This is a genomic window from Saltatorellus ferox, assembly GCA_007751475.1.
Taxonomy (GTDB): domain Bacteria; phylum Planctomycetota; class UBA1135; order UBA1135.
In genome coordinates this window covers 7185169-7208272 of record CP036434.1, presented here as the reverse complement: position 1 = coordinate 7208272, position 23104 = coordinate 7185169, and the positions used below count along the sequence as shown (strand labels likewise).

Genomic DNA, 23104 nt, shown 5'->3' with positions numbered 1-23104 from the left:
GGTCGGTGAGAGGGGGGATCAGTTGGACGAACGGGTAGAAGAAGCCGAGCGCCGGAGGCGGCTCGCTTTCTCCTGGAGCTTTCGCGCGATGGCATGCACTCCAAGGGTCTGGTTGCGCAGGGCGCGCAGGCGCTGGAGCGTCGACTCGGGGACGTCGCGCCGGGCGGCGACGACGATCAGTTCATCGATCTCTTGGCCGAGCTGGATCACCGAGAGCTCGAGGGCTTCGAAAGGCACTGCAGAACGCGATGTGCCCCGGGAGGTCTCGAACCCCGTGGCCTCGATGGAACCCAGCGGAGCAGGCGCTGCCAGCTCGACTTTGGGCTCGGTCTCCCCGGCTGTCGCTCTCGCGGCGAAGCCTGGTGCGGCGAAAGCGGTGGCGATAATGGCCGCTCCACCCATCCACCGCAGCGGCCCGAGCGGTCGCGCAGGCTCGCCGTCGGTGGCCAGAATCCGGTGGACGCGGCTCGTCAGAGGCGAGTTCCGGTGGGCCATCGGGCAGGCAGCACGAAGGCTGGTATCGGCTCCGACGATCCACTCGGCGACGGTGGCGAGGCAGCGTGCCAGCGCGACCTCGTTGCCTGTGACGTCGACGGCGAACTCGTCGCAGCAGTACTCGGCGCTTTCGTCGAGCCGCTTCACCAGCAGCCAGTTGAGCGGCTGGAAGAAGAACAGCGCGGCGACGGAGCGGGCGGCCGCCGTCCAGAGCGGATCGAAGCGCGCAACGTGCCCGATCTCGTGGGCGAGCATGGCCTGCATCGAGGCAGCGTCGAGTTCCTGGATGGCGCGCTCGGGCACGACGATCCGCGGGAAGAACGCGCCCGTGGCGTAGGGCGACGAGCCTGAACGAGTGACCTCGACGCGGATGCTCCGCTGGATCCCGGCGCGCGCCGCCAGTGAACGAACCGCTTCCACCACGGGGCCGCTCATCAAACGGGCGCGCTGGCCGAGGCGGTGGATGCGGATCGCTTCCAGCAGGGCGCGGAGCATGAGCGCGGCGATGCCCGAGGTGACCGCCATGAGAGCGAGAAGCGCGCCGAGGCCCATGGGGTCATGGCTCTCGTCGGCAGCTGCTGGAGAGACGGAGGCATCGGCTGAGCCACCCGAAGGGGCGCCGCCAGCTGCCACTAGCGACAGCTGTTGGCCGAGCTCTTCGAGTCGCGCGAGGATCACGGCTTCGCGCAGCTCCAAGGGAGCGCGTCCGCCCGCTCTGTTCACAGGTTGCGCCGCGGGGGTTGGCTCCGTCCTGGTCGATCCTCCTGGGAGTTCCCAGTGACCAAGGGCGGGCTGAAGGCCCGCGCCGAGCTGGAGGCTCGCGGTAACGAGCGGCCCGAAGAGCGCGGCGCGCCAGAGCTGTTCACCGATGCGCGCGCTCTTGACCATCCGCACCGCGATGGCGGCGAGCAGGAACAGGCAAACGCCGTGCACCAGGTAGGTCGCCAGCCAGGCGCTGATCTGACCCGGTACGTCGCCGTCCAGGAACGCCGTCAGCGACGACTGGAGCGACTCGAAGGAAGGAGTGAAGCTCATCGCTTGCCTCCGCCCTGCTTGCGGTTCGAGCGCGCTGCATGCTGTTCGATGAGCTCCTTGATGGCGTCGAGTTCGCCGCGGTCGATCTGTTGTTCGGTGAGCAGGTGACTCACGAGCGCGGCCGCGTCGCCCCGGAAGAGCTGCTCGGTGAGGTCGGAGACCATCGAGCGATTCACTTCGCTCTCGCTGACGGCGGCGGCGTAGACGAAGCCGCGCCCTTCCATGCGGCGCTGGACGACGCCCTTCTTCTCCATCTTCGACAGCATGGTCGCGATGGTGGTGAGGGCGAGGCCGCGCTCCTCCAGGAGCGCCTGGTGGACGTCCGCGACGGGCATTTCGCCCTGTTCCCAGAGCACGCGCATGATCGCGTGCTGGAGATCGCCGAGACTGTGTTCCTTGGGCATGGTTCGGGTGGAGAGGTGAGAGAAGCAGGCCGGTCGAGCCGGGGCGTCCGTTCGTTCGGACTACCGCGGTCGTTCGATCCTACTACCGAGGTAGTCGGATGGGGACCCAGGTTCTTTCACTCCAACCCCGAAAAAGCCGTAAGGCGTCTGTATCTGCCCCAGGAAAGGGGCTCTCGCGTGCCTACAGCGTCCAGCGGACGATCTGGGTCTGGCTGCGGCCGTTCGCGGCGCCTGCGTCGCGCGCCACCCAGAGAGCGTCGAACGTGACGCCCGCGAACACCGGGTCGCTCGGGATATCGAGCAGGGTGCTCGCGTCGCCGTGGACGTCGGTGGCGAGAATCGTGCGCTGGGCCGGGAAGGACGGACCTGCGGCGCCGGCGCTCTTGTAAAAGAACAGGATCGCCAGGACGCCGCCCTGCGCCTCCTCCAGGTTTACCTGGATCGGTCCGCTCGTCACGGAGGGCAGGCCGCTCGAGGTGATCCGGGGCTGGCCGTTCACGCTCGGCGTTCCGGTGCCCGTGTACCGTCCGTAGGTCCCGACCTCGAAGGCGCCGGCGGAGGGGGCGGAGGGGCGATTCGCGTCAGGCCGCGTGAGGACCGGCTTCGCGCCGGGGGCCGCCTCGATCCGAATGGGCGCGTTCGCTGTCCCCACGAGACTGACCTGGAAGAGTGAATCGACCGACCAGGTTCCGTCTCCCACGACCAGACGATCGCCCGGCTGAAGCTGGGAGACAGCGGCCTTGAAGATGGCCCCGTTCTGCTCGTCCGTCAGGGCGCCGTCGTGGTCCAGGGCGATCGTGCTCGTCGCAGGAGCACTGGCCCAGCTCGGGTCGTACTGCGTCGTGCTATCGGCGAAGGAGAGCGTGGCCAGGGCCACGAGGAGAGCGGGGAAGAGGATGCGCATGGAAGGACGGAGCACAAGGGCGACGGCGACGCTCCGTCAAGCTGGCCCACCGCACGGCACGCCAGCTTGACGGAGAGGGAGGCGCAGAACGCGCCTCCAAGGGGCTCTGTTCAAAGGGCCAGCGGATCCCGTCATGGTTTCCAGATTTCTTCCTCGGGGTGCCCCGACCCGGCCGCTCTTCCCTGGCGCCCGCACAGGAGAATGGGGCGATCCTTGGCGGTCGTGGCCCTCCGAACTCGTGCAGAGGGATGTTCTAGACCCCTCCACCGCGCACTCCATGCACAAGCTCTATCTCGCCAGCCTGGCCCTCGTTCCCGTCGTCTTCGCTTCCTGTAGGTCCACCCAGCAGGAGCCGCCTGTACTTCAGCTTCGGTCCGAGCCGCCCGAAGCGCCGGGGATGGACTTCACGAAGCCCGCTCCCGTCCCGCCTCGCGCGCCTTCCGCGCCGGCGGCGCTCCAGGTTTCCGCCCCGCCATCGCCGTCGTACCGCCAGGAGACGATCGACGAGGTCTTCCAGGACATCTACTACCTCGATGCCGTTCCGCGCGCCTTCCCCTTCGATGGCGACGTGGACGTGGTGCTCTCGGTGCCCAAGGGAACGAACAAGTCGCACCGAGCCGCGCTGATGGGCGCGTTCTTGGCGGCGGGCTTTCCGGTGAAGGACGCGGGCGAGTTCAGCGTGGCTTCCTTCCACATCAACGATCGGCCTTGGTGGTACGACCGCGAGGGCTTCCAGCGAGTCAAGCTTCCGGAAGGCGTCGACCTGAAGGATGTCGCCGAGCTTCCTGCCCAGGAGTACGGCGGCCTCAGCGGAATGGAGATCGCCCTCGAAGACCCCACCTCGCTGTGGGCCCCGGACCTGCTCGCCAACCAGAACCTCGAGTCCGACTACTTTCTGAGACTCTTCGAGATGAGTTTCGACGAGACGGACGTCAACGTGGAACTTCGCAAGCTCTTCGACCCGGCGGAGCTAGAGGCCTATCGAGAGGCGCTGTCGCGGACCAATGCCTCGATCGCGAAGTTCAACGAGAACGTAGACGCCTATTCGGCGAGCCGAGCGACCTACGCCGCTGATTTTGCTGCGTATGTGAAGCGCTACGAGCAGTGGGATCGCGATCAGACGCGGACTCTCGAGAAGCGACAGAAGGCCTTCGCCCATTTGTGGGGAGAGTGGAAGTCGGCCAACGCAGACGTGATCGCGGCGCGCGAGGTCGCTGGCATTGCCGAGGCGTCCTGGACTCGAGCCAGGCCCGACGTGCCGGGGTTCGAGCTCCCGGGTATCGCCGTCGAGGCTTCGCTCCGAGAGGTCGCGAAGGTGGCCCCCCGGAGCGGTGCTGAAATCGATGCACTGGAGCAGGAGACGTCCAGCGCAGCGGTGCCCTGCAGGCGGCTACGTCTCTTGGCCGAGGTGGTGGATGCCAAGACAGGCCACGTGGTCTGGGTGGGCGAAGCGGTCTCGCTTTCACGCAAAGGCGTCCGGGACTCCACCTTGCTTCGCGAGACCGTGCGGCGCCTGACCCAGGCACCGTAGGGGAGCTGAGGAGCGTGTTGCGCCTATGCGCAACACGCTCCTCAAGTCGGGCAACCGGGGCGCGCTCCTATCGGAAGAGGGTCGTCACCGCGTTGGTGAAGTTCGACGTGGCGCTACCGCCCGCCGAGTCGCGGTGCCAGCACTGGAACTGCCAGAGCTGACCGGCCATGGCCGCCACGGGGCCATTGGGCTGGGCCAGCATGGTGGGGTTGATGGCGAGGGCGAGTCGGCCATTGGCACCCGTGCTCGCGACCGCGTTCGAGTAGCGACCGATGGCGCCTCCCACGCAGAGGACGCCCTGGCTACCGCCCGGGCCTGCGACGTTGCTGAAGCCGGGTCCGCAGAAGAAATAGCCGAACGTGTTGGGCGGGAGCGCGCTCGCTTCGAGGAACTTCGTCGCGGTGGTCGAGCGGTCGCCAAACATCGAGAGGAAGCCGCGGTCGCCCGTGCTGTTCGGGTTGCCGTAGCAGTACTGGAAGCCCTGGGAGAAGCCTGCGTCGGCGATGTGGGTCGCGGAGAGCGCGTCGAGGTCGTTGGTGTTGAAGTTCACCCAGGCCGTGGCGCTGATCCGGCTGGTGTAGAAGCCGCCGGAGAAACGGGAAGCCAGGGGCACTCCCTCGCCGGGCGTGGCGCCGAGAGCGTAGGACGTATCCGTGCTTCCCAGGCGCGTTCTACGCTCGGAGATGGCGGCGAAGGCGCCCTCCGCCAGGTCGAACGTGGTGATGAAGGCGTCGTAGATCCCCGATGGCTGCTCCTCGAGATAGGTGACCATGAAGTCCTCGGCCGTGGTCGAGAGCCTCGCCTCCACCTGCTGGCGGGCCAGTTCCGCGTGCTCTGACTCCTGGAGCGAAATGGTGTTGACGCGCTGGTTGTTGCGGCAGAAGACGAGGTACGTATCCTCGATTGGCGTGGAATACTCGTCGTAGGAGATGACGTAGGTCGGGGCGTAGCCGTCGAGGGAGAGTGCCTCCGAGACGTCCACTTCGTTGAGATCCTGCCCGGAGGGAAGCGTGACGATATTGGCGGGTCCGTTCACGATGGCCCCGCCTGCGTTGATCTGCAGGCCTCGGAGACTCACCGCTCCGGTGCTGTTGTCCCTCGAGCGATAGGCGACGTTCCAGACGTTGACCGTGGCGGGATCGCCCGTGGATTCGGAGATCACGACGCCCGTGCGGGTGAAGTTTCCGTTGTCGAAGAACTGAATGTTGCCCAGCGTTCCGTCGGCGAAAACGACCCGGTAGCGCGGCTGCGTATCGGCGGTGAACGCGCGCTCCCACACGACCAGGAAGACCGTCGCCAGGGCTCCGGAGGAGTTGCCGCCGACGTCGGGGCGGAAGTTGTCCCACGAAGCTGTGCCCTCTCCGATGACGATCTCAGGGTCCACGGTCCCTGCCGTGACGTCCATGATCCTACCCACGATCTCGCTCGATCCGTTCAATGCGCTGATGCGGCTCGCGACGACGAGGTTCTTGTTGGCGAGGTTCAGGTTCGCGACGCTCGGGTCGATCCAGTCTTCGTCGCTGGAGTCGATGTACACGCCGAAGAGCAGCGTGCCCCCGGAATCGAACGTCCGACTGTAGATGTCGTTGTCGGTGCCGGAGAACGTGTCCTCGTAGACGTAGGTGAACGCGTCGCCTGTGCGGTCATAGGCGATGTCGATATCGCGCTGGTCGCCGGTGACCGTGTCCACGGCGAAGCTCGTCAGGACGGGGTCCACCAGGATCGGCCCGCTTGCGGCCGCCAGGAACGCGGCAGGGACCGTGAGCTGCAGACGGTCGCCCTCCAGGGTGGCCGGGACGGAGGCGCTACGGCCGGCGCCGTCGAAGACGACCGCGGTGCCGTAGTCGAGCCCGCCCGAGGGGCCCGAGAAGCGGAACGCGCCCGGGCTCGCCGTGTGGGCAGAGCCCTCCAGATCCGAGACGACCGACAGCTCGAGGACGAGGTCGCCCGCGGCGCCTGCCACGTCCACCGCGAAGCTCTGCTCGACCGACTCGAGAGTCACGTCGTAGAGCACGTCGACGGGGCCGCGGTCGAGCACGAAGCGATCGCCGCTGCGCTCGACGGTTGCGTTCTCGGTCAGCATCAGCGGCTCGCCGCCCAGCTCGGCCGACTCCAGTCGGAAGTCCACTGGCCAGTTGCGCGGGGCCGACGAACCCAGGAAGGGGATGTAGCGGAAGCCGTCCTCGTTCACGCGGGCCTTGTAGGTGCGGCCCCGGACCCAGGTGCCATCCGCGTGCTCCGTGAAGTAGAGCACCGAGTGCGGGTCGACCGCGAGCGGGTCGATCGGAGGCGCGGCTGCGACTTCTGCGTCGCTTCGCCCGGTGAACGGCTCGGTGTCGCGGGGTTGAAAGAAGACCTCGCCCCGCGGCGCGGGGAGGGCGTCGTCCACGCCGGGAAGCAGGGTTCGCTTGACGCGACCCGGTCGTGGGGTCGATTCGGTGACCTCGAGGGCGCCGAGGTCACCTCCCTCTTCGGGGGCGTTCGCCCGGGCCTGGGCCGCGGGAGAGCCTGCGCTGGCGGTCCGCGGATCGAGATCCTGGGCGAAGGCAGGGGCGATGAACAGGGCGCTTACGAAGAGCGCGAGTGGGGTGGAAGTCATGGTGGGGAGGGTGCAGAGACGTGTTCAGAAGTGGACGGTCAGCCGATCGGGGCTGGCGGAGCGAGCAGCGCTCGCTCGAGAACCACCCCGGAATCGACCGGACGACCCCGCCAGGTTTCCGCAGAGAAATCCGTGTACGCTCCTCTTCACCCATGAACGCCATCGCCATCCGCCTCGTCGCTGTCTGTCTGCTTCTCCTCCCCTGGCTGACGGCACCCGCCTTCGCGCACGGGACGGCGAAGACCCTCCGCGTCTTCGTCTTCGCGGGCCAGTCCAACATGGTGGGGGCCGATTCGAAGGCGGCGGACATCCAGCGCTTCGCGCCCTTCCGCGGGCTCGACGAGCCCCAGCCGGACGTTCGCTTTCACTACTGCATCGGCCGAGAGGACAAGAACCAGTCGGATGGCTGGGTCGATCTTCAGCCGCTTCGAGGTGACGTCGGGCCCGAGCTCAGCTTCGCCCGCAAGGTCGCGGCGAACATCGAGGACCCCATCGCGATCATCAAGGTGGCCGCGGGGGGAACGACGCTGGGCGAGGACTGGAACCCGGACGAGCCCGGGGGCTTCGAGCTCTATCCGCTGGCGCTAGCCCGCGTCCGCGAGGCCCTCGCCGAACTCGATCGGAAGCGGATCGCGTACGTGGTCGAGGGTTTCATGTGGCACCAGGGTGAGAACGACATGTTCAACGACGAGTTCAAGGCGGCGTACGCACGCAACCTGGCGAACTTCATCGCGAGCTGGCGCCGCGACCTCGAGGTGCCGGACCTGCACTTCTACATCGGCGAGCTCTGCACCAAGACCGTTTGGGGAATGGACAACCGCGCGAACATGCACGCGATCGAGGTGGCGCAGCGCGCCGTCACGGATGCGGACGCGCTCGCGACCTACGTGCCGACCTCCCACGTCGGGGTGGAGATCGGCGGCGGCACCGGGCTTCACTACCACTACGGAACGCTCGGGCAACTGGAGCACGGGATGAGCCACGCGGATGCCTATCTGGCCGTGGCGGGTCATGCGCCTTCCGTCGCGCGACCGCTGAAGAAGTGGCCGTACCGGCAGGGCGAGAAGATTCAGCTCTACGTGCTCGCAGGCCATCGCAACATGGAGGGCGAGCGCGCGTTCGTCGCGGACCTCGACTCCGTGCGAGGCGCGAAGAAGCTTGCCAGGAACGATCCGTCCGTCGCCTTTCGCTACGACATCGGCGGCGGCTACCGGGTGTCCGAAGGCTGGGAGCCCCTCGGCCCCGCGGGCTTCTCCGGCACGTTCGGGCCCGAGCTCAGCTTCGCGGCCGAGCTCAAACGCTCGAAGGCCGGGTCTTTCGCGATCGCGAAGTTCACCCACAGCGGGAGCCAGCTCCTCGACTGGACGCCGAAGGGCAGCGAGGCGCCCACGCGGAACCTCTATCCGAAGTTCCTCGCCTTCGTGCAGGAGTCGATCCAGAGCCTGGAGGAGAGGGGCCACGAAGTCGAACTGGCCGGGATCCTCTATCACCTCGGCGAGAACGACATGGCGTGGTCGCCGTTCCGGCGCGAGGCCGCGCGGCGGCTCGGCGAACTGATCGCCGCGAGTCGCAAGGACCTCGGGCTCCCGGAGCTTCGCTGGATCGTCAGCCAGCAGGAGCCGGTCGCGGGTGAATCGGTCGACTCGATCGACGTCGTGTCCGAGATCGAGAAGCTGGCCGAGGCCGACCCCTTCCTCGTGCACGTGAAGACGTTCGATCTTCCAGGACGCGACGAAGCGCTAGTGTTGACCACGCCGGGGATCGTCGACCTGGGGAAGGCGCTGGCGAAAGGAGCGATGTAGCGCAGCCTCCCGGGCCGTGCGACCGGGGAAGTGAGCGCCAGGTGGCTCCCCTCAGGTTGCGATTTCGATCGTCATCGTGAAGCGCCCCTCGATCGTCCGGATCGAGATCTTCCCGCCCAGCACGTCCACGAACCCCTTGCAGAGCGCGAGGCCGAGCCCCGCGTGGATGCCCGTCGCCGTTCGAGCGGAGTCGGAGCGCCAGAACGGATCGAACGCGTTCTCCGCCGTGCCAGGCGTCACGGCCTGCGCCTCGTTGGAGCAGGTGAGGCGGAAGCCCTCTCCCTCGGCGTTCGCGGTGACCTCGATGGACGACTCGGCGTCCGCATACACCGAGGCGTTCTCCAGCACGTTCTGGAGGACGCGCAGGAGCAGCTGGCGATCGGTCGTGACGACCAGTTCCTCCGGAACGTCGAGTTCCAGCGATACCCCTCGTTCCGCGGCGGCGTCCGAGAGAGGCAGCCATGCTTCGTCGACGAGGGCGAGGAGATCGACCGTGTCCTCGCGCCTCTCCGCGTTCGGTTCGGCTGCGCGCGCGAGTTCGAGGAGGCGCTCGACGAGTCGCTGGAGCTGCAGCGCGATGCGCAGGCACTCCCGCTCGGCCTCCACGTACTCCGGGGCCTCGCGCGGCTGGGAAAGAGATACCTCGAGGGTCGAGCGCAGCCCCGCGAGCGGCGTCCTGAGTTCGTGGGCCGCGTGCGCGGTGAAGGCGTGCTCGCGCTCGAAGGCCTCGCGGATTCGCTCGACGAAGCCGTTGAGCTGATTGACCACGGGCTCCAGTTCTTCGGCGGCGCCCGCCAGTTCGAAGGTTCGATCGAGCCCCTCTTGATCCGCGTCGTTGATCTGCTTGCTCAGGCGCCGAAGGGGTGAGAGGCCGCGGCGCACCAGCCAGCCGAGCACGCCGGCGCAGGCGAGCATCGATCCACCCCACGTCGCGAAGAGGATCCACCGCAGGAGACGAAGGGACTGCTCCAGCTCGCGCGTGCTGCGGGCGATCACCACCTCGACGGGGTGGGACTCGGCGCCGCGGGCGCGCTCGCCGACGTCCAGCGTCTCGGCTCCTTCGCTGCTCTGGGCCGCCGCATAGAAGCTCACCGCGACCGCGCGCGCAGGCTCGCCATCGGGAAGCTCGATGTCCTCGTACGTCAGCTTGCCGGGATTGGCGCCGATGCGCGGCAGATCGAGCCCGTTGAGTCCCCTCGACCTGGCCACCGTGACGCCCTCCCCGAGCCAGCACTGGAAAAGGTGATCGGTTCGCCCTTGGCCTGGCACCGGAGCCTCGATGTTCAGGGGAAGCACCTGATCGGCCGGGGGCGCACCTTCGGCCGCGAGGGTGCGGTCACAGGAGGTGCAGAGGAGAGTGATGGCAGCGATGGCCGCGATGAACGGCAGATTCAACGTTCCACCTCCGACCAGGCCACGGCCGCGCGCTTCAGGGCGCGCGGAAGGTCGACCATTCCGTTGACGGCCGGCGGTTCGAAGTCGTCCGGCACGACGAAAGCCACGTAGCGTTCAGCTTTCTCGTCCCCGGGCCCTGTCGTGACGTCGGCCGACCAGGCACCGTCATGGGCGATTCGGACGACGGGCTCGGCGAACGACGGTTTCGTGTACCAGCGTCCATCCACCTGGAGAAAGACCGCCACGCGATGGTTGTTCGTTCCGACGCCGGAGACCACGCCGCGAAGGTCCTCGCCCGCTTCGAGGTCGACGGACTCGATGTGAACGGTCGGCGGACCTTCGTCGATCAGGACGCCGTCGAAGACGAGCTGCATCCTTGGTTTCAGCGTCCCATCCTTGTCCCGGTAGCCCCAGTGTGCGCCCTGTGGGCCCTCGTACTTGGCCTTCCAGGGCTCGTCCAGGGCGCTGAAGTAGGTGAACTCGATGTCGTTCGCCCGGGCCCAGCTGACGAACTCCAGGAAGAAGCGCGACGCGTTCTCTTCGCTCGGCACGGCGGCCCCGATCACGTCTCCCGACGATGGCCAGCCCGTCTCTGAAACGATGACGCGTTTCCCCGCGGCGTAGGTCACGATCTCGTCGTGCCAGGCGGCGAGCACGTTCATGGCCTCGTCGATGGGGACGCCGAACCAGTACGGGTAGTAGTTGACGTAGATCACGTCCACCGCGTCGCGGAGTTCGGGGTGAGCCAGGTATTGATCCCAGATCCCCGCCGTGGTGACGGGGATGTACGGAGGAATCTCGCGCCGTGCTCTTCGGAGCACCTCCACGAGCGCCGCCGGCGAAGTATCCCCACGGTGCAGCACCTCGCTGCCGAACACGGCCATGTCGACGTCGCCGCGGTTCGCCAGACGAATCAGGGTGCTGATCTGCGCTTCGTTCTCGCCCGGATCGGGACCGATCCAGGCGCCCAGGATGGCCTCCTTGCCGAGGAGGTGCAGCAGCCAGCCCGCGTCCTCCAGGCCGCCGTCGACGCCGTAGGTCCGGTACTTGTCGGCGTCATCGCGGATCAGCTGGAGGCGATCCCAGAACTGCTGGGGCGTCGTGAGCGCGCCCTCCACCGGGTCCTGATCGCCCGTCCAGGGCGTGAACGACACGCCGTCGAGAATGTAGCGCTTCGGAGCGAGCGACGAGGCCTCACGCACGCCTGCGAGTTCCAGATTGACCGCGGCGGCCGTGGAGCGCGCGAGGTTCGCGAGGGAGACGTCGAGCTCTTTCTCCAGCTGGGCCTTCACGACGAGGTAGATCACCACGCCGTTGATGGCCAGGAAAACCGAGACCGCGGCCAGGATGGCCGCCGTCATGCGGCCACGCAGCGACCTCAATCCACGACTCCGAGTAGATAGCCCTGGCCCCGCTTCGTGTGCAGGATCTTGGGCCTACCGCCGCCTTCGAGCTTTCGCCGGAGGTAGCCCATGTAGACGTCGATCACGTTGCTGGAGGACGGACGTCCGTTGTAGTAGAGGTGGTCCCCGATCTCGTCACGGGTGACGATCTGGCCCTTGCGCAGCGCGAGGTATTCCAGCAGCGCGTACTCGCGCGCCGTGAGCACGACGGGCTCGCCCGCGACCTGAACGTGGCGGCCCGCGGTGTCGATCTCCACGTCGCCGACGGTCACCTTGGTGTCCTTCTGGTCGTACTTGCGGCGCACGAGCGCGCGTGTTCTCGCCAGTAGCTCCTTCATCTCGAAGGGTTTCACCAGGTAGTCGTCTGCGCCGGAGTCGAGCCCCGTGATCCTGTCGTCGACGGTGTCCCGCGCGGTGAGGATCAGCACGTGCGCGTCGAGCTTCTCCGCGCGGATGCGCCGCAGGACCTCGATCCCGTCCAGGCCCGGCAGCATGAGGTCGAGCACGACGACGTCGAACGGTCGGGAGAGGAGGAGTTCCAGCGCTGCTGCTCCGTCCGACTCGGTCACGACGGCATAGCCAGCCTCGGTCAGCGCCTTCTTCAGCGCCACCCTCAGGGGATCGTAGTCTTCGACAACCAGGACTCGCATCGTTCAGAGCATAGCAGGCTTCGCGCGACGGCGTGTCTCAGGGCCAACCACACCAGTCCGGGCACGCGGGGGACGAATCGAGGCCCCGATAGCTCGAACTTCGAAGCCAGGCGATCAGATTCCTGCGTCTGCCTGTCCGTATCGGGTCGACCCGGTGCCGGTGGCGACCCGCGTGGACCACGAGAAACCCCGGCTCGTGCAGGATTTCGACGGTCTCGCCGGACCGAACCGGCGTCTGCCGGTGCTCGTCGCACCGGCGGCCCAGCATCACGAGTTCCGAGCCGCTGAAGGTCTCGCCGAGGCACAGGTTCAGGGTCACCTCACTGTCGTCCACGTGGAAGCCGAGGTCCTCGTCGCCGCTCCGGCCGTAGTCGACGAGGTAGCTGTAGTGCCCGTCGATGGAGTCGCCGCCGACGGAGCCGAAGCGCCGCGCCAAGAGGTCCCGAAGCCCCGGCGATCGCGCGAGGAGGTCGTCGACCAGGGCTTCCATGCCGAGGCTCTGCAGAGAGACCCCGTGGTCGTGCATGGAGCTGGGCTGGCGGTGCGCGCGCTCCGACGCGGTCGCGCGCTTCCGCTCACGGCGATCGACCTCGAGCAGGACTCGCTCGGCGCCTTCGGCCCCGAGGAAGGGCGTCACGAACACGTCACGCTCGACCTCGGTGAAGTCGAGCGGCAAGAAGTCCTCAGGCTGAAGTTCGAAGGGGCCATACTTCATGATCAAGACCATAGCGGACGGCCTTCGGGCTTGCTCGAAGGATCAGATCCCCCTTCCCCCCGCTACTGCGGCCACTTCAGGGCGCAGGTGGCTTGCTCGCGCGGCAGGACGCGAACGGTGGCCTCTGCTGACGTTCGCTGGCCGAAGGACGCGCGAACCCGGTACTCGCCGGGTTCGAGCGTGGCGCCGATGAGGTAGAGCTTCTCGGGGAGGCGACGGCTCGGCCTGGCGAACGTTCCACGCTCCGTGGAAGCATGGAGTGTCATCGTCTTCCAGGACCGCTGGCGCCCCGGGCTGACGCGTCTGACCTCGATCTTGAAGGTGTCGATGTCGAAGGGCTCGCCGGGAGCGCGCGGGACGCACGCCTCCACTGCGAGCGCGCCTGCGGGGAGCAGCGGCACGTTCACGACGGGCGGCCTGGAAGCGTTGAGCTCGACGACGTTCTTGAGTGGCGAGGTGGCGGCCAGCACGTGGCCCCCGTCACGCTTGAGCTTCGCCTGCACGAGGTAGCGGCCCTCGGGCGCGAGCCCCCAGGCGGCGCCTTCGCCGAGAACCCCGCGGCACAGGAAGTCACAGCGCTTCGACGCGGCGTTCTTTGGCTCGCCCGGCTGTCCCTCGGGAATGAGATGCACGAGGACCTCCGTACCCATCTCAGGGACAGCGCCGGAGAGGCTGAGCTGGAAGGTGACCCATCCGGGCAGCTGATCGGAGAACCGAATCCTGTGGTTTCCTGCCCCGTGCGTGCCTGCTGGCAGGAACGCTGCGCGCGGGCGCATCCCCGGGTGTTCGAGGGTCAGCAGGTACGTGACGTTCGCGAAGAGGTCGGGGAACCTCCAGCTCTTTCTTCGACAGGACACGACCTTACCGGACAGTCCTTCGGGCGAAACGGCCGTCGTGCCCGGGTAGATTTCGCGGATGCGAAGCCAGCTGCCATCCGCAGGAAGCGAGCCCAGCTCGCTCTCTTCGATTTCGTACCCGGGTGCCTTCCACGACGTGAGCAGTCCGAGGGCGAGGGTGGAGGCGATCAGTGCGAAGAGGGCGCGGGGAAGCGCGCGGGTGAGTGGTTGGGTGGCCATGGCAGAGCCAATTGCGCAAGGCGCGATCGATGCGCCTCACATGGGTCCGGTAAAGTCCCCTGAGCGACCCGATTTCGGTGCGCGGCGCGTCAGTCGAGGGTCTGGCGGAAGCGCTTCAGGCCGATGAGCAGCACCACGGCGGCGAAGAGCGCCATAGGCCCGATCTCGGGGCGGATCATCGACAGGTCGCTCCCTTTCAGCAGGATCCCGCGCGTGATCCTGAGGAAGTGGGTCAGGGGGAGCACCTCACCGATGTGCTGGGCCCACACCGGCATCCCGCGGAACGGGAACATGAACCCCGAGAGCAGAATCGAGGGCAAGAAGAAGAAGAACGCCATCTGCATCGCCTGGAGCTGGTTGCGCGCGATGGTCGAGAACGTGATGCCGACGGCGAGGTTCGCGATGATGAAGATCATCATGACGGCGAGAAGCAGCGGGATGCTGCCCACCATCGGTACGTCGAAAAGGAAGCGCGCCGCCACGAGGATGAGGCCCGCCTGGAAGTAGCCCATCAGCACGTAGGGGATGATCTTCCCGAGCGTGACCTCGAGCGCACGGACGGGCGTCGAGAGCAAATTCTCCATCGTGCCGCGCTCGCTCTCGCGTGTGATGGCGAGCGCGGTGATGATCACCATCGTCATCGTGAGGACGACGCCCATCAGGCCCGGAACGATGTTGTACTGACTGATACGCTCGGGGTTGTAGGCGGCGTGGACCACGAGATCGACCGCGGGTGGCTGGCTCCGGAGCCATTCGTTGGGACCGCGGAGCTCCTGGGCGAGGACACGGTCCAGGAGCGTCTGGACCGAGGCGAGCGCGTTGCTCGTCGCCGCCGGGTCGGTGGCGTCAGCCTCGACGAGGAGCTGCGGGCGGTCGCCGCGCAGGAGGTCGCGCGCGAAGTCTACGGGAACCTGGACGACGAACTGGACGCTGCCGCGCTGGATCAGGTCGTGGGCTTCGGCTTCGGTGGAGATCACCTCCGTGACGTCGAAGTACGTGCTGTTCTCCATGGCTCGGGTGAGGCCGCGGGAGAACGGGCTGTGGTCCTGGATCAGGAGGGCGGTCGGCAGGTGGCGCGGGTCCGAGTTGATGGCGAACCCGAAGACGATCAGCTGCATCAAGGGGATCCCGAGCACCATGGCGAAGGTAAGTCGGTCGCGGCGCATCTGGAGAAACTCCTTCGAGGCGACCGCGACGAATCGAGCGAGCGAGAAAAACGTCATGGCTTGTTCTCCTCGCGCTCCTTGCGCATCAGGTCGATGAACACGTGCTCCAGCTCGGAGGGGATCTCCTTCCAGCGGTGGTCCGGGTCGAGCGCGTGGCCGAGTACGGCCTCCATCAGTTGCCGGTTGCTACCGCTCACGTGAAGACTGCTCCCGAACGCGACGGCCTGGGTGATCGCGTCCGAGGCACGCAGCCTCGCGGCGAGTTCGGGCTGGTTCCCCCCCGATATCTCGTAGGTGACCAGGCGCGCGCCTTCGACGACCTCCGCCACCGTGCCCTCCGCCATGAGATGACCGGAAGCGATGTAGGCCAGGCGGTGACAGCGCTCGGCCTCGTCCATGTAGTGCGTGGTGATCAGCACGGTCAGGCCCCGCGCGGCGAGCTGGTGGATCTCCTCCCAGAACTCGCGCCGCGCGCTCGGATCGACGCCCGCGGTCGGCTCGTCGAGGAGCAAAAGCTCGGGATCGTGGAGCATGCACGCAGCCAGCGCGAGCCGCTGCTTCCAGCCGCCCGAGAGCTGGCCCGCGAGCTGCTTCTGGCGATCCTTCAGATTTAGCCGCTCCAGCGCTTCGTCCACGGCCTGGCGCCGCTTCGGAATCCCGTACATGCGGCCGACGAAGTCGAGGTTCTCACGGATGCTGAGGTCCTCGTAGTAGCTGAACCGCTGGGTCATGTAGCCGACGCGCCGCTTGATCTCGCGCGGCTCCTTCAGGATGTCGAATCCGAGGCAGGTGCCTGATCCCGCGTCTGGCTTGAGGAGCCCGCACAGCATGCGCAGGAAGGTCGTCTTGCCGGAGCCGTTCGGCCCGAGGAAGCCGTAGATCTCGCCGGGCAGGACGCGCATCGAGATCCTGTCGACGACCGTCTTGCTCCCGAAGATCTTGGTGATCCCCGTGACGTCGATGCTGGGCGGGGTGTCCGGTGATCTCACTGCGACCCGTCCAGGTAGACCTCGAGCGGCTGACCGGGACGCAGGCGGTTCACCCTTCCGGCGTCCGGTGTGGCCTCGATCCGGTAGACAAGCTTCGCGCGGTTCTCCTTGCTGTAGATCACGGGTGGCGTGAACTCCGACTCCGTCGACAGGAACGAGATCGTGGCGGGGAGGCTCGCCTCCACTCCGTCGAGCCTGACCTCCACGCGGTCCCCTGCGGCGATCGTCGGCAGAAGCGACTCGGGGACGAAGAAGCGAATCTTCACGTTCTCTGGCGGGAGCATCGAGATCACCGGGCGCCCGGCGCCCACGAATTCGCCGACGCGATAGAGCGTGTCCTGGACGATGCCACCCGCGGGGGCGACGCCCTGCTTCTGCTCCACTTTCCATTCGAGTTCCTGCACCCGAACGCCGAGCGCGCCGACCTCGTTCTCGGCGGCCGCGACGGCATCCGGTCGCCCGCCGAGCTTCGCGGTTTCGAGTTCGGCAGCGAGCATCGCGACTTCAGAGGCCGCCACGTCGCGCGCCGTCCGGAAGCGCTCGAGCTCCGACGCGGAGACGGCGTCCGCGTGCCCTTCGTCCCGAAGCTTCTTGCGCCGGTCGTAGTCGTGCTCGGCCTGCTCGAGGGCCGCGCGCGCGCTGGCGAGCCGCGCGTCGATCGCGGCGATCTCCGAGGGGCGCTGGCCCTTGTTCATGTCCGCGAGCTTCGCTCGGGCCTGATCGAGTCGCTGTTTCGTTTCCGATGCCTCGAGCGCTTCCGGATTGGGATCGAGCCGGAACAGCACTTCGCCCGCTTCCACCGTCTGACCCCGCGCAACGGCCAGCTCCTTCAGCTCCCCTCCGAGGGGGGAGGCGAGATAGACGTACTCACCCTCGACGTAGCCCTGGTAGTAGCGGACGTCTTCCTTCGCGCAGGAGGTCAGCGCCTGGACGACTGCGAGACCCGTGAGCAGGACGCCGGCGAATCGCCTGGTACTCTTTGCCATGGGTGTCTTGTAACGCGCGGGCAAAGGTGGCTGTCACTCACGTTGGGGGTCTTTGGAGGAATCTGTGGGACGGATGCGCCTCAGTCATCTGACTGACAAGGGCTTGGGGCTATTGGGCTGCTGGGCGGCTACCAATACAACCAAGGAAGCGAAAGGAGCGGGAGCTTGGGAGGCGCGGCGGCCTTGGGAGGGATGGATGAAGGGGGGCAGAAGGGACTGCTCACGATCCACGACCTCCCGCTTGTCGCCGGGGTTCTCCAGGCGTAGCTCGCGCCTCCGCGGCGACCCGTGGCGGAACGGTTCCGCGACTTCCACTCTTCGCCTCCGCGACTCGACTTCTTGCCTCTGTCTCGCAAGGCGGAGGCCAGGCCCAAGCTCGCGTACTTCCAATCCTCCATCCCTCGCAGGGGCGCCGCGCTCCCTCGACCCTCCCGCCTCCTCCGCTTCTTTGGTTGCATTGGCAGGAGTTCCAGAGTCCAAAGGACTCAACTCGGGGCGCAGCGCTCCTTGTTCGCCGCAGGACTGGTGCGATTCAGGCCCACAGATTTTGCTGAAGACCCGAACTTCGAGGCGATCCCGAGCCAGGTCGACTTCCGCCACACGGGGACAGCTTGTGGCACCGCGTCCTGGTGTCCATCATGGTGAGCCTCCTCGCTGAGTCTTCTCCCTGGGTCTCCTCTCCGGGAATCCGCACTGCGGTCCTCACCATGAATCATCCTCGACTCTTCGCTTCCTTCGCCTGTGCTCTCTTCGGCTCGACGGGTCTCGCCCTCGCGGACGTGACGCTTCCCGCCGTGCTCGGGAATCACGGGGTGCTACAGGCGGGCGAGACCGCAGCGATCTGGGGCTGGGCCGCGCCCGGGGAGGCCGTGACGGTGACCGGCAGCTGGACAACGGCGCCCGCGGAGGCCGTCGCCGACGACGAAGGGCGCTGGCGCGTGGAGATTCCGCTGCCCGAGCCCGGTGGCCCCTACTCGATCACCATCGAGGGCCAGAATCGAATCGTTCTGGAGGACATGCTGGTGGGCGAGGTCTGGATTTGCAGCGGCCAATCCAACATGGAAATGGGCGTCGGTGCCGCCGCCGATGCCGAGCGGGAAATTGCCGCCGCCGATCATCCTGGTATTCGCCTCTTCCGCGTTCCGCAGGCGGTCTCCGCGCGGCCCCTCGAGCGGCTGTCGCCGGGCGCCGCGTGGACGATCTGTTCGCCTGACACCATCGCCCAGGGAAACTGGGGCGGCTTCTCCGCCGTCGGCTACTACTTCGGGCGACGGCTGAATGCCGAACTCGGGGTGCCGATCGGGCTCATTCACACGAACTGGGGCGGCACACCCGCCGAATCCTGGACGCCGGCGGACGTCCTCGAGGGGCTGGACGGATACGAGGATCGGCTCGCGGAGCGTGCACTGCTTGCGGATGCGCCAGAGAAGGTCGAGGCGATGAACCGCGCTCGCCTCGCGGAGTGGGAATCCGAGGTCGCCCGGCAGGACGCGGGTTACGGCGAACCGCGCTGGTACTCGGCCGATCTCGATGACAGCGAATGGGCCACGATGGACCTGCCGGTGAACTGGAGCGAGACCGATCTGCGCGACTTCGACGGCGTCGTCTGGTATCGCAAGAACGTGTCCTTGCCGCAGGGCTGGCGCGGGAAGGAGCTCGTGCTTGAACTCGGCCCCATCGATGACGAGGACCGCACCTGGGTGGGGGAGACGCAGGTCGGCGAAGGGAACGTCTGGAACGCGGCGCGGCGCTACTCGGTGCCCGCCTCGGCGGCGGGCGGCGAGTCGGTCGTCGTCACAGTGCGCGTTCTGGACAAGGACGGACCGGGAGGGATCTTCGGTTCGCCCGATCAGATGGCGCTGTATGCCGCGGACGCCCCCGGGGAACGACTGTCACTCGCAGGACCCTGGCGCTATCGGGTGAGCAGCGATGTGAAGGCCCAGGCTCCGCGCCCGGAGCTTCTCGGCGTCAGCGCCTACGGGACGCCCGCGAGCCTCTACAACGCGATGATTCACCCTCTGGTTCCGTTCGGCATCCAGGGGGCGATCTGGTACCAGGGAGAGGCCAACGCCACGGCTCCGCGCCGCTACGAGCCGCTCTTTCGCGCGATGATCGAGGGCTGGCGCTCGGCGTGGAAGCAGCCGGCGTTTCCGTTCTACTACGCGCAGATCGCGCCGTTTCTCTACTGGCCGGGTTCCGACAGCACGGGGGTCCGCGAGGCCCAGCGCCGCACGCTCGATCATCCGAACGTGGGTATGGTGGTCACCAGCGACATCGGGAATCTCCATGACATTCATCCCCAGAACAAGCAGGACGTGGGGCTCCGGCTCGCGAACGTGGCGCTTGCGGGGACCTATGGAAGAGAGGTCGGGGCCGTTTCTGGCCCGATCTTTCGTTCGATGCAGGTCGACGGCGAGCGTGCACGGCTGACCTTCGATCACGCGGAAGGCGGACTGAGCGTGCGTCCTGGGACGGAGCTCTCGTCCTTCGAGCTGGCCGGCGCGGACGGGATCTTCCTCCCCGCCGAGGCCACGCTCGAGAAGGAGGAGGTCGTGCTTCACTGCTCCCAGATCCCCGCGCCCGTCGCGGCGCGCTACGCCTGGAGCAACACCTCGGAAGGCAACCTGATGAACGGCGCAGGACTCCCCGCGTCCTGCTTCAGCACGATCTGGAACGAGGAGGGAGAGAACCGCAACACTGCGCTCGTGCCGATGCCCAAGTGGGGCTGGTGGTGGGGCCGTCACCAGGAGAAGCGGGCGCTGGCCGCGAAGGGCGACGTGGACCTGGTGTTCATCGGCGACTCGATCACGCACGCGTGGGAAGACGCCGGCGCGCGCGAAACATGGAACAGGTACTACGGCCGCCGCCGCGCGCTCAACCTGGGCTTCAGCGGGGATCGCACGGAGAACGTGCTCTGGCGCCTCCAGAACGGCGAACTCGACGGGATCTCGCCGAAGGTCGCGGTGGTGATGATCGGCACGAACAACACGGACGGCGTGAACTTCCCGACCGCCCACAGCGCCGAGGAGCTGGCCGAGGGCATCGTCGCCGTCTGCAAGACGATCCGCGTGCTCCTGCCGAACACGCAGATCCTGCTGCTCGCCCCGTTCCCCTACGGAGAGACGCCGAACCCGCGCCGCGCGACGAACCACGCTGCGGGCCAGCTGGCGGCGGCCGCCCTCGCGGGCGACGAGCGAATCCGCTTCGCGGACCTTTCCGCGCACTTCCTCACGGAGGACGAAACGATCGACAGGGAGATCATGCCGGACTTCCTGCATCCGGGTCCGAAGGGGCAAGCGATCTGGGCGCAGGCGATGGAGCCGCTGCTGAGCGAGTTGCTCGGCGATGCTCCGGTCAAGTGACCGTGCCCACCCGTTGGCAACTCACCGCTTGGCGGCAACCAATCGCTTGGCGGAACCAACCGTGGTCGATTCCGCCAATCGGTCAGGTCCGCTTCGATCACCTTCGGACGATCTTCAGGTAGCCATACCGCCACCCGAAGGTGAGCTTTCCGTGCATTCCTTGCCTGATCCGATGCCACGAGCGCCGCCGGGGCGGAGACGACATCCTGCGAGACGATGGCATCGGCCGCCACCGGCTCCTGCGCATCGGATCGCCGAGAGCTGCTTCTATCGGACGGAGTCGGTGTTGGCTACCCCTCGAGCATCGTCCGATTCGGACTCACCTTCACCAGCTGGCAGGGTCGACTCCTCCTCGACCAGCGCCTCCTCGGACGGCGAACCCGCCGCTTGATCGTCGGCCACCAGCTTGCCCAGGAACTCCGGCATTTCCACTCCGCCGATGTCGCGCATCATCTGGAGGGTCGGGGGAAGGGAGCCCGCGAGGGACTGCAGGAAGCGGCTCGTTCCGGAACCGGTTCCCGGGCCGCCGCCCGAGCCGCCCGCTCCGTCCCACACCACGATCTTGTCGAACTTGATGTTCGAGATCGCCTTGGCGGCGGTCTCGGCGAGGTGGTCCATGTGCTCCAGCATCAGGAGCTGGAACGCTTCCTTCGGACCGCCACAGGCGTTCACGATTTCGCGGAGACCCTCGCCCTTGCGCTTCAGGATCTCGTACTGGCCGCGGGCCTCGGCGTCGAGGCGCGCAAAGGTCGCGAGCGCTTCACCCTCGGCGCGGATGCGCGCGCGCTCGGCCTCGGCTTCCGCGGCGACGATCGTCTCGGCCTTCTCGGCGCGCGCGGACGATTCGAGCTCGGCCCGCTTCTCGGCCTCGATCTTCTTGCCCTCCGCCTCCGCGGCGCGGGCCTCGGCGAGGTACTGCGCCTCGCGGACGGCGGCCTCGGCTTCCTTCTGGCGCGTCTGTCCGAGCTGGAAAGCCTCGGCCTCCTGGACCATCAGGCTGGCGTTGGCCTTGGCGATCTGCGCCTTGGCTTCGTTCTCCCCCGAGACCGCGTTGGCGTCGGCCGCAGCGACCCGGATCCGCATCTCGCGCTCGGCGTCGCGCACGAGCGCGTCGCGCTCGAACCCGGCCTGGCGCTCGCCGACCTCGCGCTCCTTCTCCAGATCCGCGATGCGAACGGCGCGCTCGCGCTCGGCCTCCTTCGTGCCGATGTCACGCACCTTCTCGCGCTCGGCCACCTCGATCGCCTGCACTTTGTTGGCCTCGGAAACGCCGATGAAGCCGAACTTCTCCTGCTCGGCGACCCCGATCCTCGCCTGCTGGATCGCCTCGGACGCGGCCTTCTTGCCGATCGCCTCGATGTAGCCCGAGCTGTCGGTGATGTCCTTGATGTTGACGTTGATCAGCACGAGGCCGATCTTCGCGAGCTCTGGCTCCAGGGACGTCTGGATGCGCGAGAGGAACACGTCGCGGTCGCGGTTGATCTCCTCGATGCGCATGGAGGCGATGACCTGGCGCAGCTGGCCGAAGATGATGTCTTCTGCCTGCTTGATGACCTCGCGCCGGTCGAGACCGAGCAGACGCACGGCCGCGTTGTTCATGATCTCGTGTTCGGTGCCGATGGCGACCGTGAAGACCGAGGGAACGTTGACGCGGATGTTCTCGAGGCTGAGCGCGCCTTCCAGCGGGATCTCGATCTGCATCGGATCGAGCGAGAGGAAGTCGTAGCTCTGGATCAGCGGCCAGACGAACGTGCCGCCGCCGTGGATCGGCTTGGCGGACTGGCCTTTCTCGGTGCGCCCGTAGACGACGAGCACCTTGTTGGAGGGACACCGCTTGTACCGGCGCGCGATGGCGAGCACGAAGCCGACGGTGATGAGAACGGCCGCGAGGACGATGTAGAGAACGATGTTGTTCTCGACCGTCTCCTGCGGGGTGAGCTGGGGGAACAGGACGGGGAGATTCATCAGGCTTTGGCTACTTCAAAAGTGGTTTCGTTGACCATTCGAACGATGGTCACGTCGGAGCCCGTCGGAAGTTCCGGGCCCTCGGTGATGGCGGCGAACTCGGACGTGCGTCCCTGGAGTGCGACGGTGATCTTTCCCTTGCCGCTGTTCTCTCCGGGGATGCGGAGGTACACGGTGGCGCCCATGCCGACGGCCGCGGCGGGCTGGATGTTGCCTTCCTGGTGGAGCCTGCTCTGCATCGAGAAGAGCCACGCGACCACGAGCATCATCCCGACGCCCGCGCCGAGCGCGCTGCCGGCCGTGAGGGCGTCCGACCAGCCCTGCTGCTGACCGTACATGCCGATCAGGCCGAAGAAGGTGAGGAACGCGGCGACGGCCCGGATCGAGAAGAACGAAACGCCGTCGGAATCCCCGTCGAGATCGACCTCTCCGTCGGCGACGTCTCCACCGAGGAAGAGAAGGAGCATCTGGATCGAGAGGACCGCGCCGCCTGCGACCGCGCAGCCGAAGTAGAGCGTCCCGGCCGTGAACGACGAAAGGTCCAGCGCGGAAGTGAGCGCCAGAAGCACGGGCGAGCCAGAATCGGACGTCGTGATGGATAGCAAGGGAGTGGCCATGTCGAAGGGG

The 23104-nt window shown here is 67.1% G+C and carries 17 protein-coding genes; 3 read left to right on the top strand and 14 right to left on the bottom strand.

Annotated elements, in window-relative coordinates; translation table 11 throughout:
• Window positions 1-18: 18 nt before the first annotated feature.
• The 3 genes from Poly30_RS26135 to Poly30_RS26125 all read right to left on the bottom strand — a co-directional run bounded on the left by Poly30_RS26135 (window position 19) and on the right by Poly30_RS26125 (window position 2838).
• Complete coding sequence (locus Poly30_RS26135) at window positions 19-1530, bottom strand: M56 family metallopeptidase (protein ID WP_145204795.1); 1512 nt, start codon at window positions 1528-1530, stop codon at window positions 19-21.
• A complete protein-coding gene (locus tag Poly30_RS26130) occupies window positions 1527-1934 on the bottom strand; it encodes a BlaI/MecI/CopY family transcriptional regulator (protein ID WP_145204792.1) in 408 nt (135 codons plus the stop codon). The genes Poly30_RS26135 and Poly30_RS26130 overlap by 4 nt, the downstream gene beginning before the upstream one ends.
• A gap of 181 nt (window positions 1935-2115) precedes the next feature.
• Window positions 2116-2838, bottom strand: coding sequence for a hypothetical protein (locus Poly30_RS26125; protein ID WP_145204789.1), 723 nt, complete (start codon window positions 2836-2838; stop codon window positions 2116-2118).
• A 277-nt stretch (window positions 2839-3115) separates the two neighbouring features.
• Here Poly30_RS26125 and Poly30_RS26120 point away from each other — a divergent pair, with 277 nt between their 5' ends.
• The gene (locus Poly30_RS26120; protein ID WP_145204786.1) at window positions 3116-4369 is read left to right on the top strand and encodes a hypothetical protein; all 1254 of its coding nucleotides are present in this window, start codon (window positions 3116-3118) and stop codon (window positions 4367-4369) included.
• 67 nt (window positions 4370-4436) lie between these two features.
• Here Poly30_RS26120 and Poly30_RS26115 read toward each other — a convergent pair whose 3' ends face one another.
• The gene (locus tag Poly30_RS26115; RefSeq protein WP_145204783.1) at window positions 4437-6968 is read right to left on the bottom strand and encodes a hypothetical protein; all 2532 of its coding nucleotides are present in this window, start codon (window positions 6966-6968) and stop codon (window positions 4437-4439) included.
• A 152-nt stretch (window positions 6969-7120) separates the two neighbouring features.
• Here Poly30_RS26115 and Poly30_RS26110 point away from each other — a divergent pair, with 152 nt between their 5' ends.
• Window positions 7121-8770 carry a sialate O-acetylesterase gene (locus tag Poly30_RS26110; RefSeq protein ID WP_145204780.1) on the top strand — a complete coding sequence of 550 codons (1650 nt, stop codon included), beginning with the start codon at window positions 7121-7123 and terminating at the stop codon, window positions 8768-8770.
• Between the two features lie 51 nt (window positions 8771-8821).
• On the opposite strand, the gene Poly30_RS26105 is transcribed toward Poly30_RS26110, so the two are convergent.
• The 8 genes from Poly30_RS26105 to Poly30_RS26070 all read right to left on the bottom strand — a co-directional run bounded on the left by Poly30_RS26105 (window position 8822) and on the right by Poly30_RS26070 (window position 17150).
• A complete protein-coding gene (locus Poly30_RS26105) occupies window positions 8822-10165 on the bottom strand; it encodes an ATP-binding protein (RefSeq protein ID WP_145204777.1) in 1344 nt (447 codons plus the stop codon).
• Window positions 10162-11526: a glycosyl hydrolase family 17 protein gene (locus Poly30_RS26100; RefSeq protein WP_145204774.1), complete on the bottom strand. Its 1365-nt coding sequence runs from the start codon at window positions 11524-11526 to the stop codon at window positions 10162-10164. The genes Poly30_RS26105 and Poly30_RS26100 overlap by 4 nt, the downstream gene beginning before the upstream one ends.
• A 17-nt stretch (window positions 11527-11543) precedes the next feature.
• The gene (locus Poly30_RS26095; RefSeq protein ID WP_145204771.1) at window positions 11544-12218 is read right to left on the bottom strand and encodes a response regulator transcription factor; all 675 of its coding nucleotides are present in this window, start codon (window positions 12216-12218) and stop codon (window positions 11544-11546) included.
• A gap of 37 nt (window positions 12219-12255) precedes the next feature.
• The gene (locus Poly30_RS26090) at window positions 12256-12933 is read right to left on the bottom strand and encodes a 2OG-Fe(II) oxygenase family protein (RefSeq protein WP_145204742.1); all 678 of its coding nucleotides are present in this window, start codon (window positions 12931-12933) and stop codon (window positions 12256-12258) included.
• A gap of 62 nt (window positions 12934-12995) precedes the next feature.
• Window positions 12996-14009 carry a hypothetical protein gene (locus Poly30_RS26085; RefSeq protein ID WP_145204739.1) on the bottom strand — a complete coding sequence of 338 codons (1014 nt, stop codon included), beginning with the start codon at window positions 14007-14009 and terminating at the stop codon, window positions 12996-12998.
• Between the two features lie 89 nt (window positions 14010-14098).
• Complete coding sequence (locus tag Poly30_RS26080; protein ID WP_145204737.1) at window positions 14099-15232, bottom strand: ABC transporter permease; 1134 nt, start codon at window positions 15230-15232, stop codon at window positions 14099-14101.
• Window positions 15229-16164 (bottom strand): ABC transporter ATP-binding protein, encoded by a 936-nt coding sequence (locus Poly30_RS26075; RefSeq protein ID WP_419190689.1) that lies wholly within the window; start codon window positions 16162-16164, stop codon window positions 15229-15231. The genes Poly30_RS26080 and Poly30_RS26075 overlap by 4 nt, the downstream gene beginning before the upstream one ends.
• Window positions 16161-17150 carry an HlyD family secretion protein gene (locus tag Poly30_RS26070; RefSeq protein WP_145204734.1) on the bottom strand — a complete coding sequence of 330 codons (990 nt, stop codon included), beginning with the start codon at window positions 17148-17150 and terminating at the stop codon, window positions 16161-16163. Before Poly30_RS26070 ends, Poly30_RS26075 begins: the two co-directional genes overlap by 4 nt.
• Before the next feature lie 707 nt (window positions 17151-17857).
• On the opposite strand from Poly30_RS26070, the gene Poly30_RS26065 reads away from it, so the two are divergent.
• Complete coding sequence (locus Poly30_RS26065) at window positions 17858-20512, top strand: GDSL-type esterase/lipase family protein (protein WP_419190688.1); 2655 nt, start codon at window positions 17858-17860, stop codon at window positions 20510-20512.
• 267 nt (window positions 20513-20779) lie between these two features.
• Here the strand turns inward: Poly30_RS26065 and Poly30_RS26060 are convergent, their stop codons facing one another.
• Window positions 20780-22477, bottom strand: a complete 1698-nt coding sequence (locus Poly30_RS26060; protein ID WP_145204727.1) for a flotillin family protein — start codon at window positions 22475-22477, stop codon at window positions 20780-20782.
• Entirely contained in the window at window positions 22477-23094 is a 618-nt protein-coding gene (locus tag Poly30_RS26055) for a hypothetical protein (RefSeq protein ID WP_145204724.1), read from the bottom strand. The genes Poly30_RS26060 and Poly30_RS26055 overlap by 1 nt, the downstream gene beginning before the upstream one ends.
• Between the last annotated feature and the right edge of the window lie 10 nt (window positions 23095-23104).

Bases quoted from the DNA above. Each gene is read 5' to 3' on its own strand.
- Poly30_RS26115 (WP_145204783.1), bottom strand. From the start codon at position 6,968: ATGACTTCCACCCCACTCGCGCTCTTCGTAAGCGCCCTGTTCATCGCC.
- Poly30_RS26110 (WP_145204780.1), top strand. From the start codon at position 7,121: ATGAACGCCATCGCCATCCGCCTCGTCGCTGTCTGTCTGCTTCTCCTC.
- Poly30_RS26125 (WP_145204789.1), bottom strand. From the start codon at position 2,838: ATGCGCATCCTCTTCCCCGCTCTCCTCGTGGCCCTGGCCACGCTCTCC.
- Poly30_RS26060 (WP_145204727.1), bottom strand. From the start codon at position 22,477: ATGAATCTCCCCGTCCTGTTCCCCCAGCTCACCCCGCAGGAGACGGTC.
- Poly30_RS26090 (WP_145204742.1), bottom strand. From the start codon at position 12,933: ATGAAGTATGGCCCCTTCGAACTTCAGCCTGAGGACTTCTTGCCGCTC.
- Poly30_RS26065 (WP_419190688.1), top strand. From the start codon at position 17,858: ATGAATCATCCTCGACTCTTCGCTTCCTTCGCCTGTGCTCTCTTCGGC.
- Poly30_RS26135 (WP_145204795.1), bottom strand. From the start codon at position 1,530: ATGAGCTTCACTCCTTCCTTCGAGTCGCTCCAGTCGTCGCTGACGGCG.
- Poly30_RS26080 (WP_145204737.1), bottom strand. From the start codon at position 15,232: ATGACGTTTTTCTCGCTCGCTCGATTCGTCGCGGTCGCCTCGAAGGAG.
- Poly30_RS26085 (WP_145204739.1), bottom strand. From the start codon at position 14,009: ATGGCCACCCAACCACTCACCCGCGCGCTTCCCCGCGCCCTCTTCGCA.
- Poly30_RS26130 (WP_145204792.1), bottom strand. From the start codon at position 1,934: ATGCCCAAGGAACACAGTCTCGGCGATCTCCAGCACGCGATCATGCGC.
- Poly30_RS26095 (WP_145204771.1), bottom strand. From the start codon at position 12,218: ATGCGAGTCCTGGTTGTCGAAGACTACGATCCCCTGAGGGTGGCGCTG.
- Poly30_RS26070 (WP_145204734.1), bottom strand. From the start codon at position 17,150: ATGGCAAAGAGTACCAGGCGATTCGCCGGCGTCCTGCTCACGGGTCTC.
- Poly30_RS26120 (WP_145204786.1), top strand. From the start codon at position 3,116: ATGCACAAGCTCTATCTCGCCAGCCTGGCCCTCGTTCCCGTCGTCTTC.
- Poly30_RS26100 (WP_145204774.1), bottom strand. From the start codon at position 11,526: ATGACGGCGGCCATCCTGGCCGCGGTCTCGGTTTTCCTGGCCATCAAC.
- Poly30_RS26055 (WP_145204724.1), bottom strand. From the start codon at position 23,094: ATGGCCACTCCCTTGCTATCCATCACGACGTCCGATTCTGGCTCGCCC.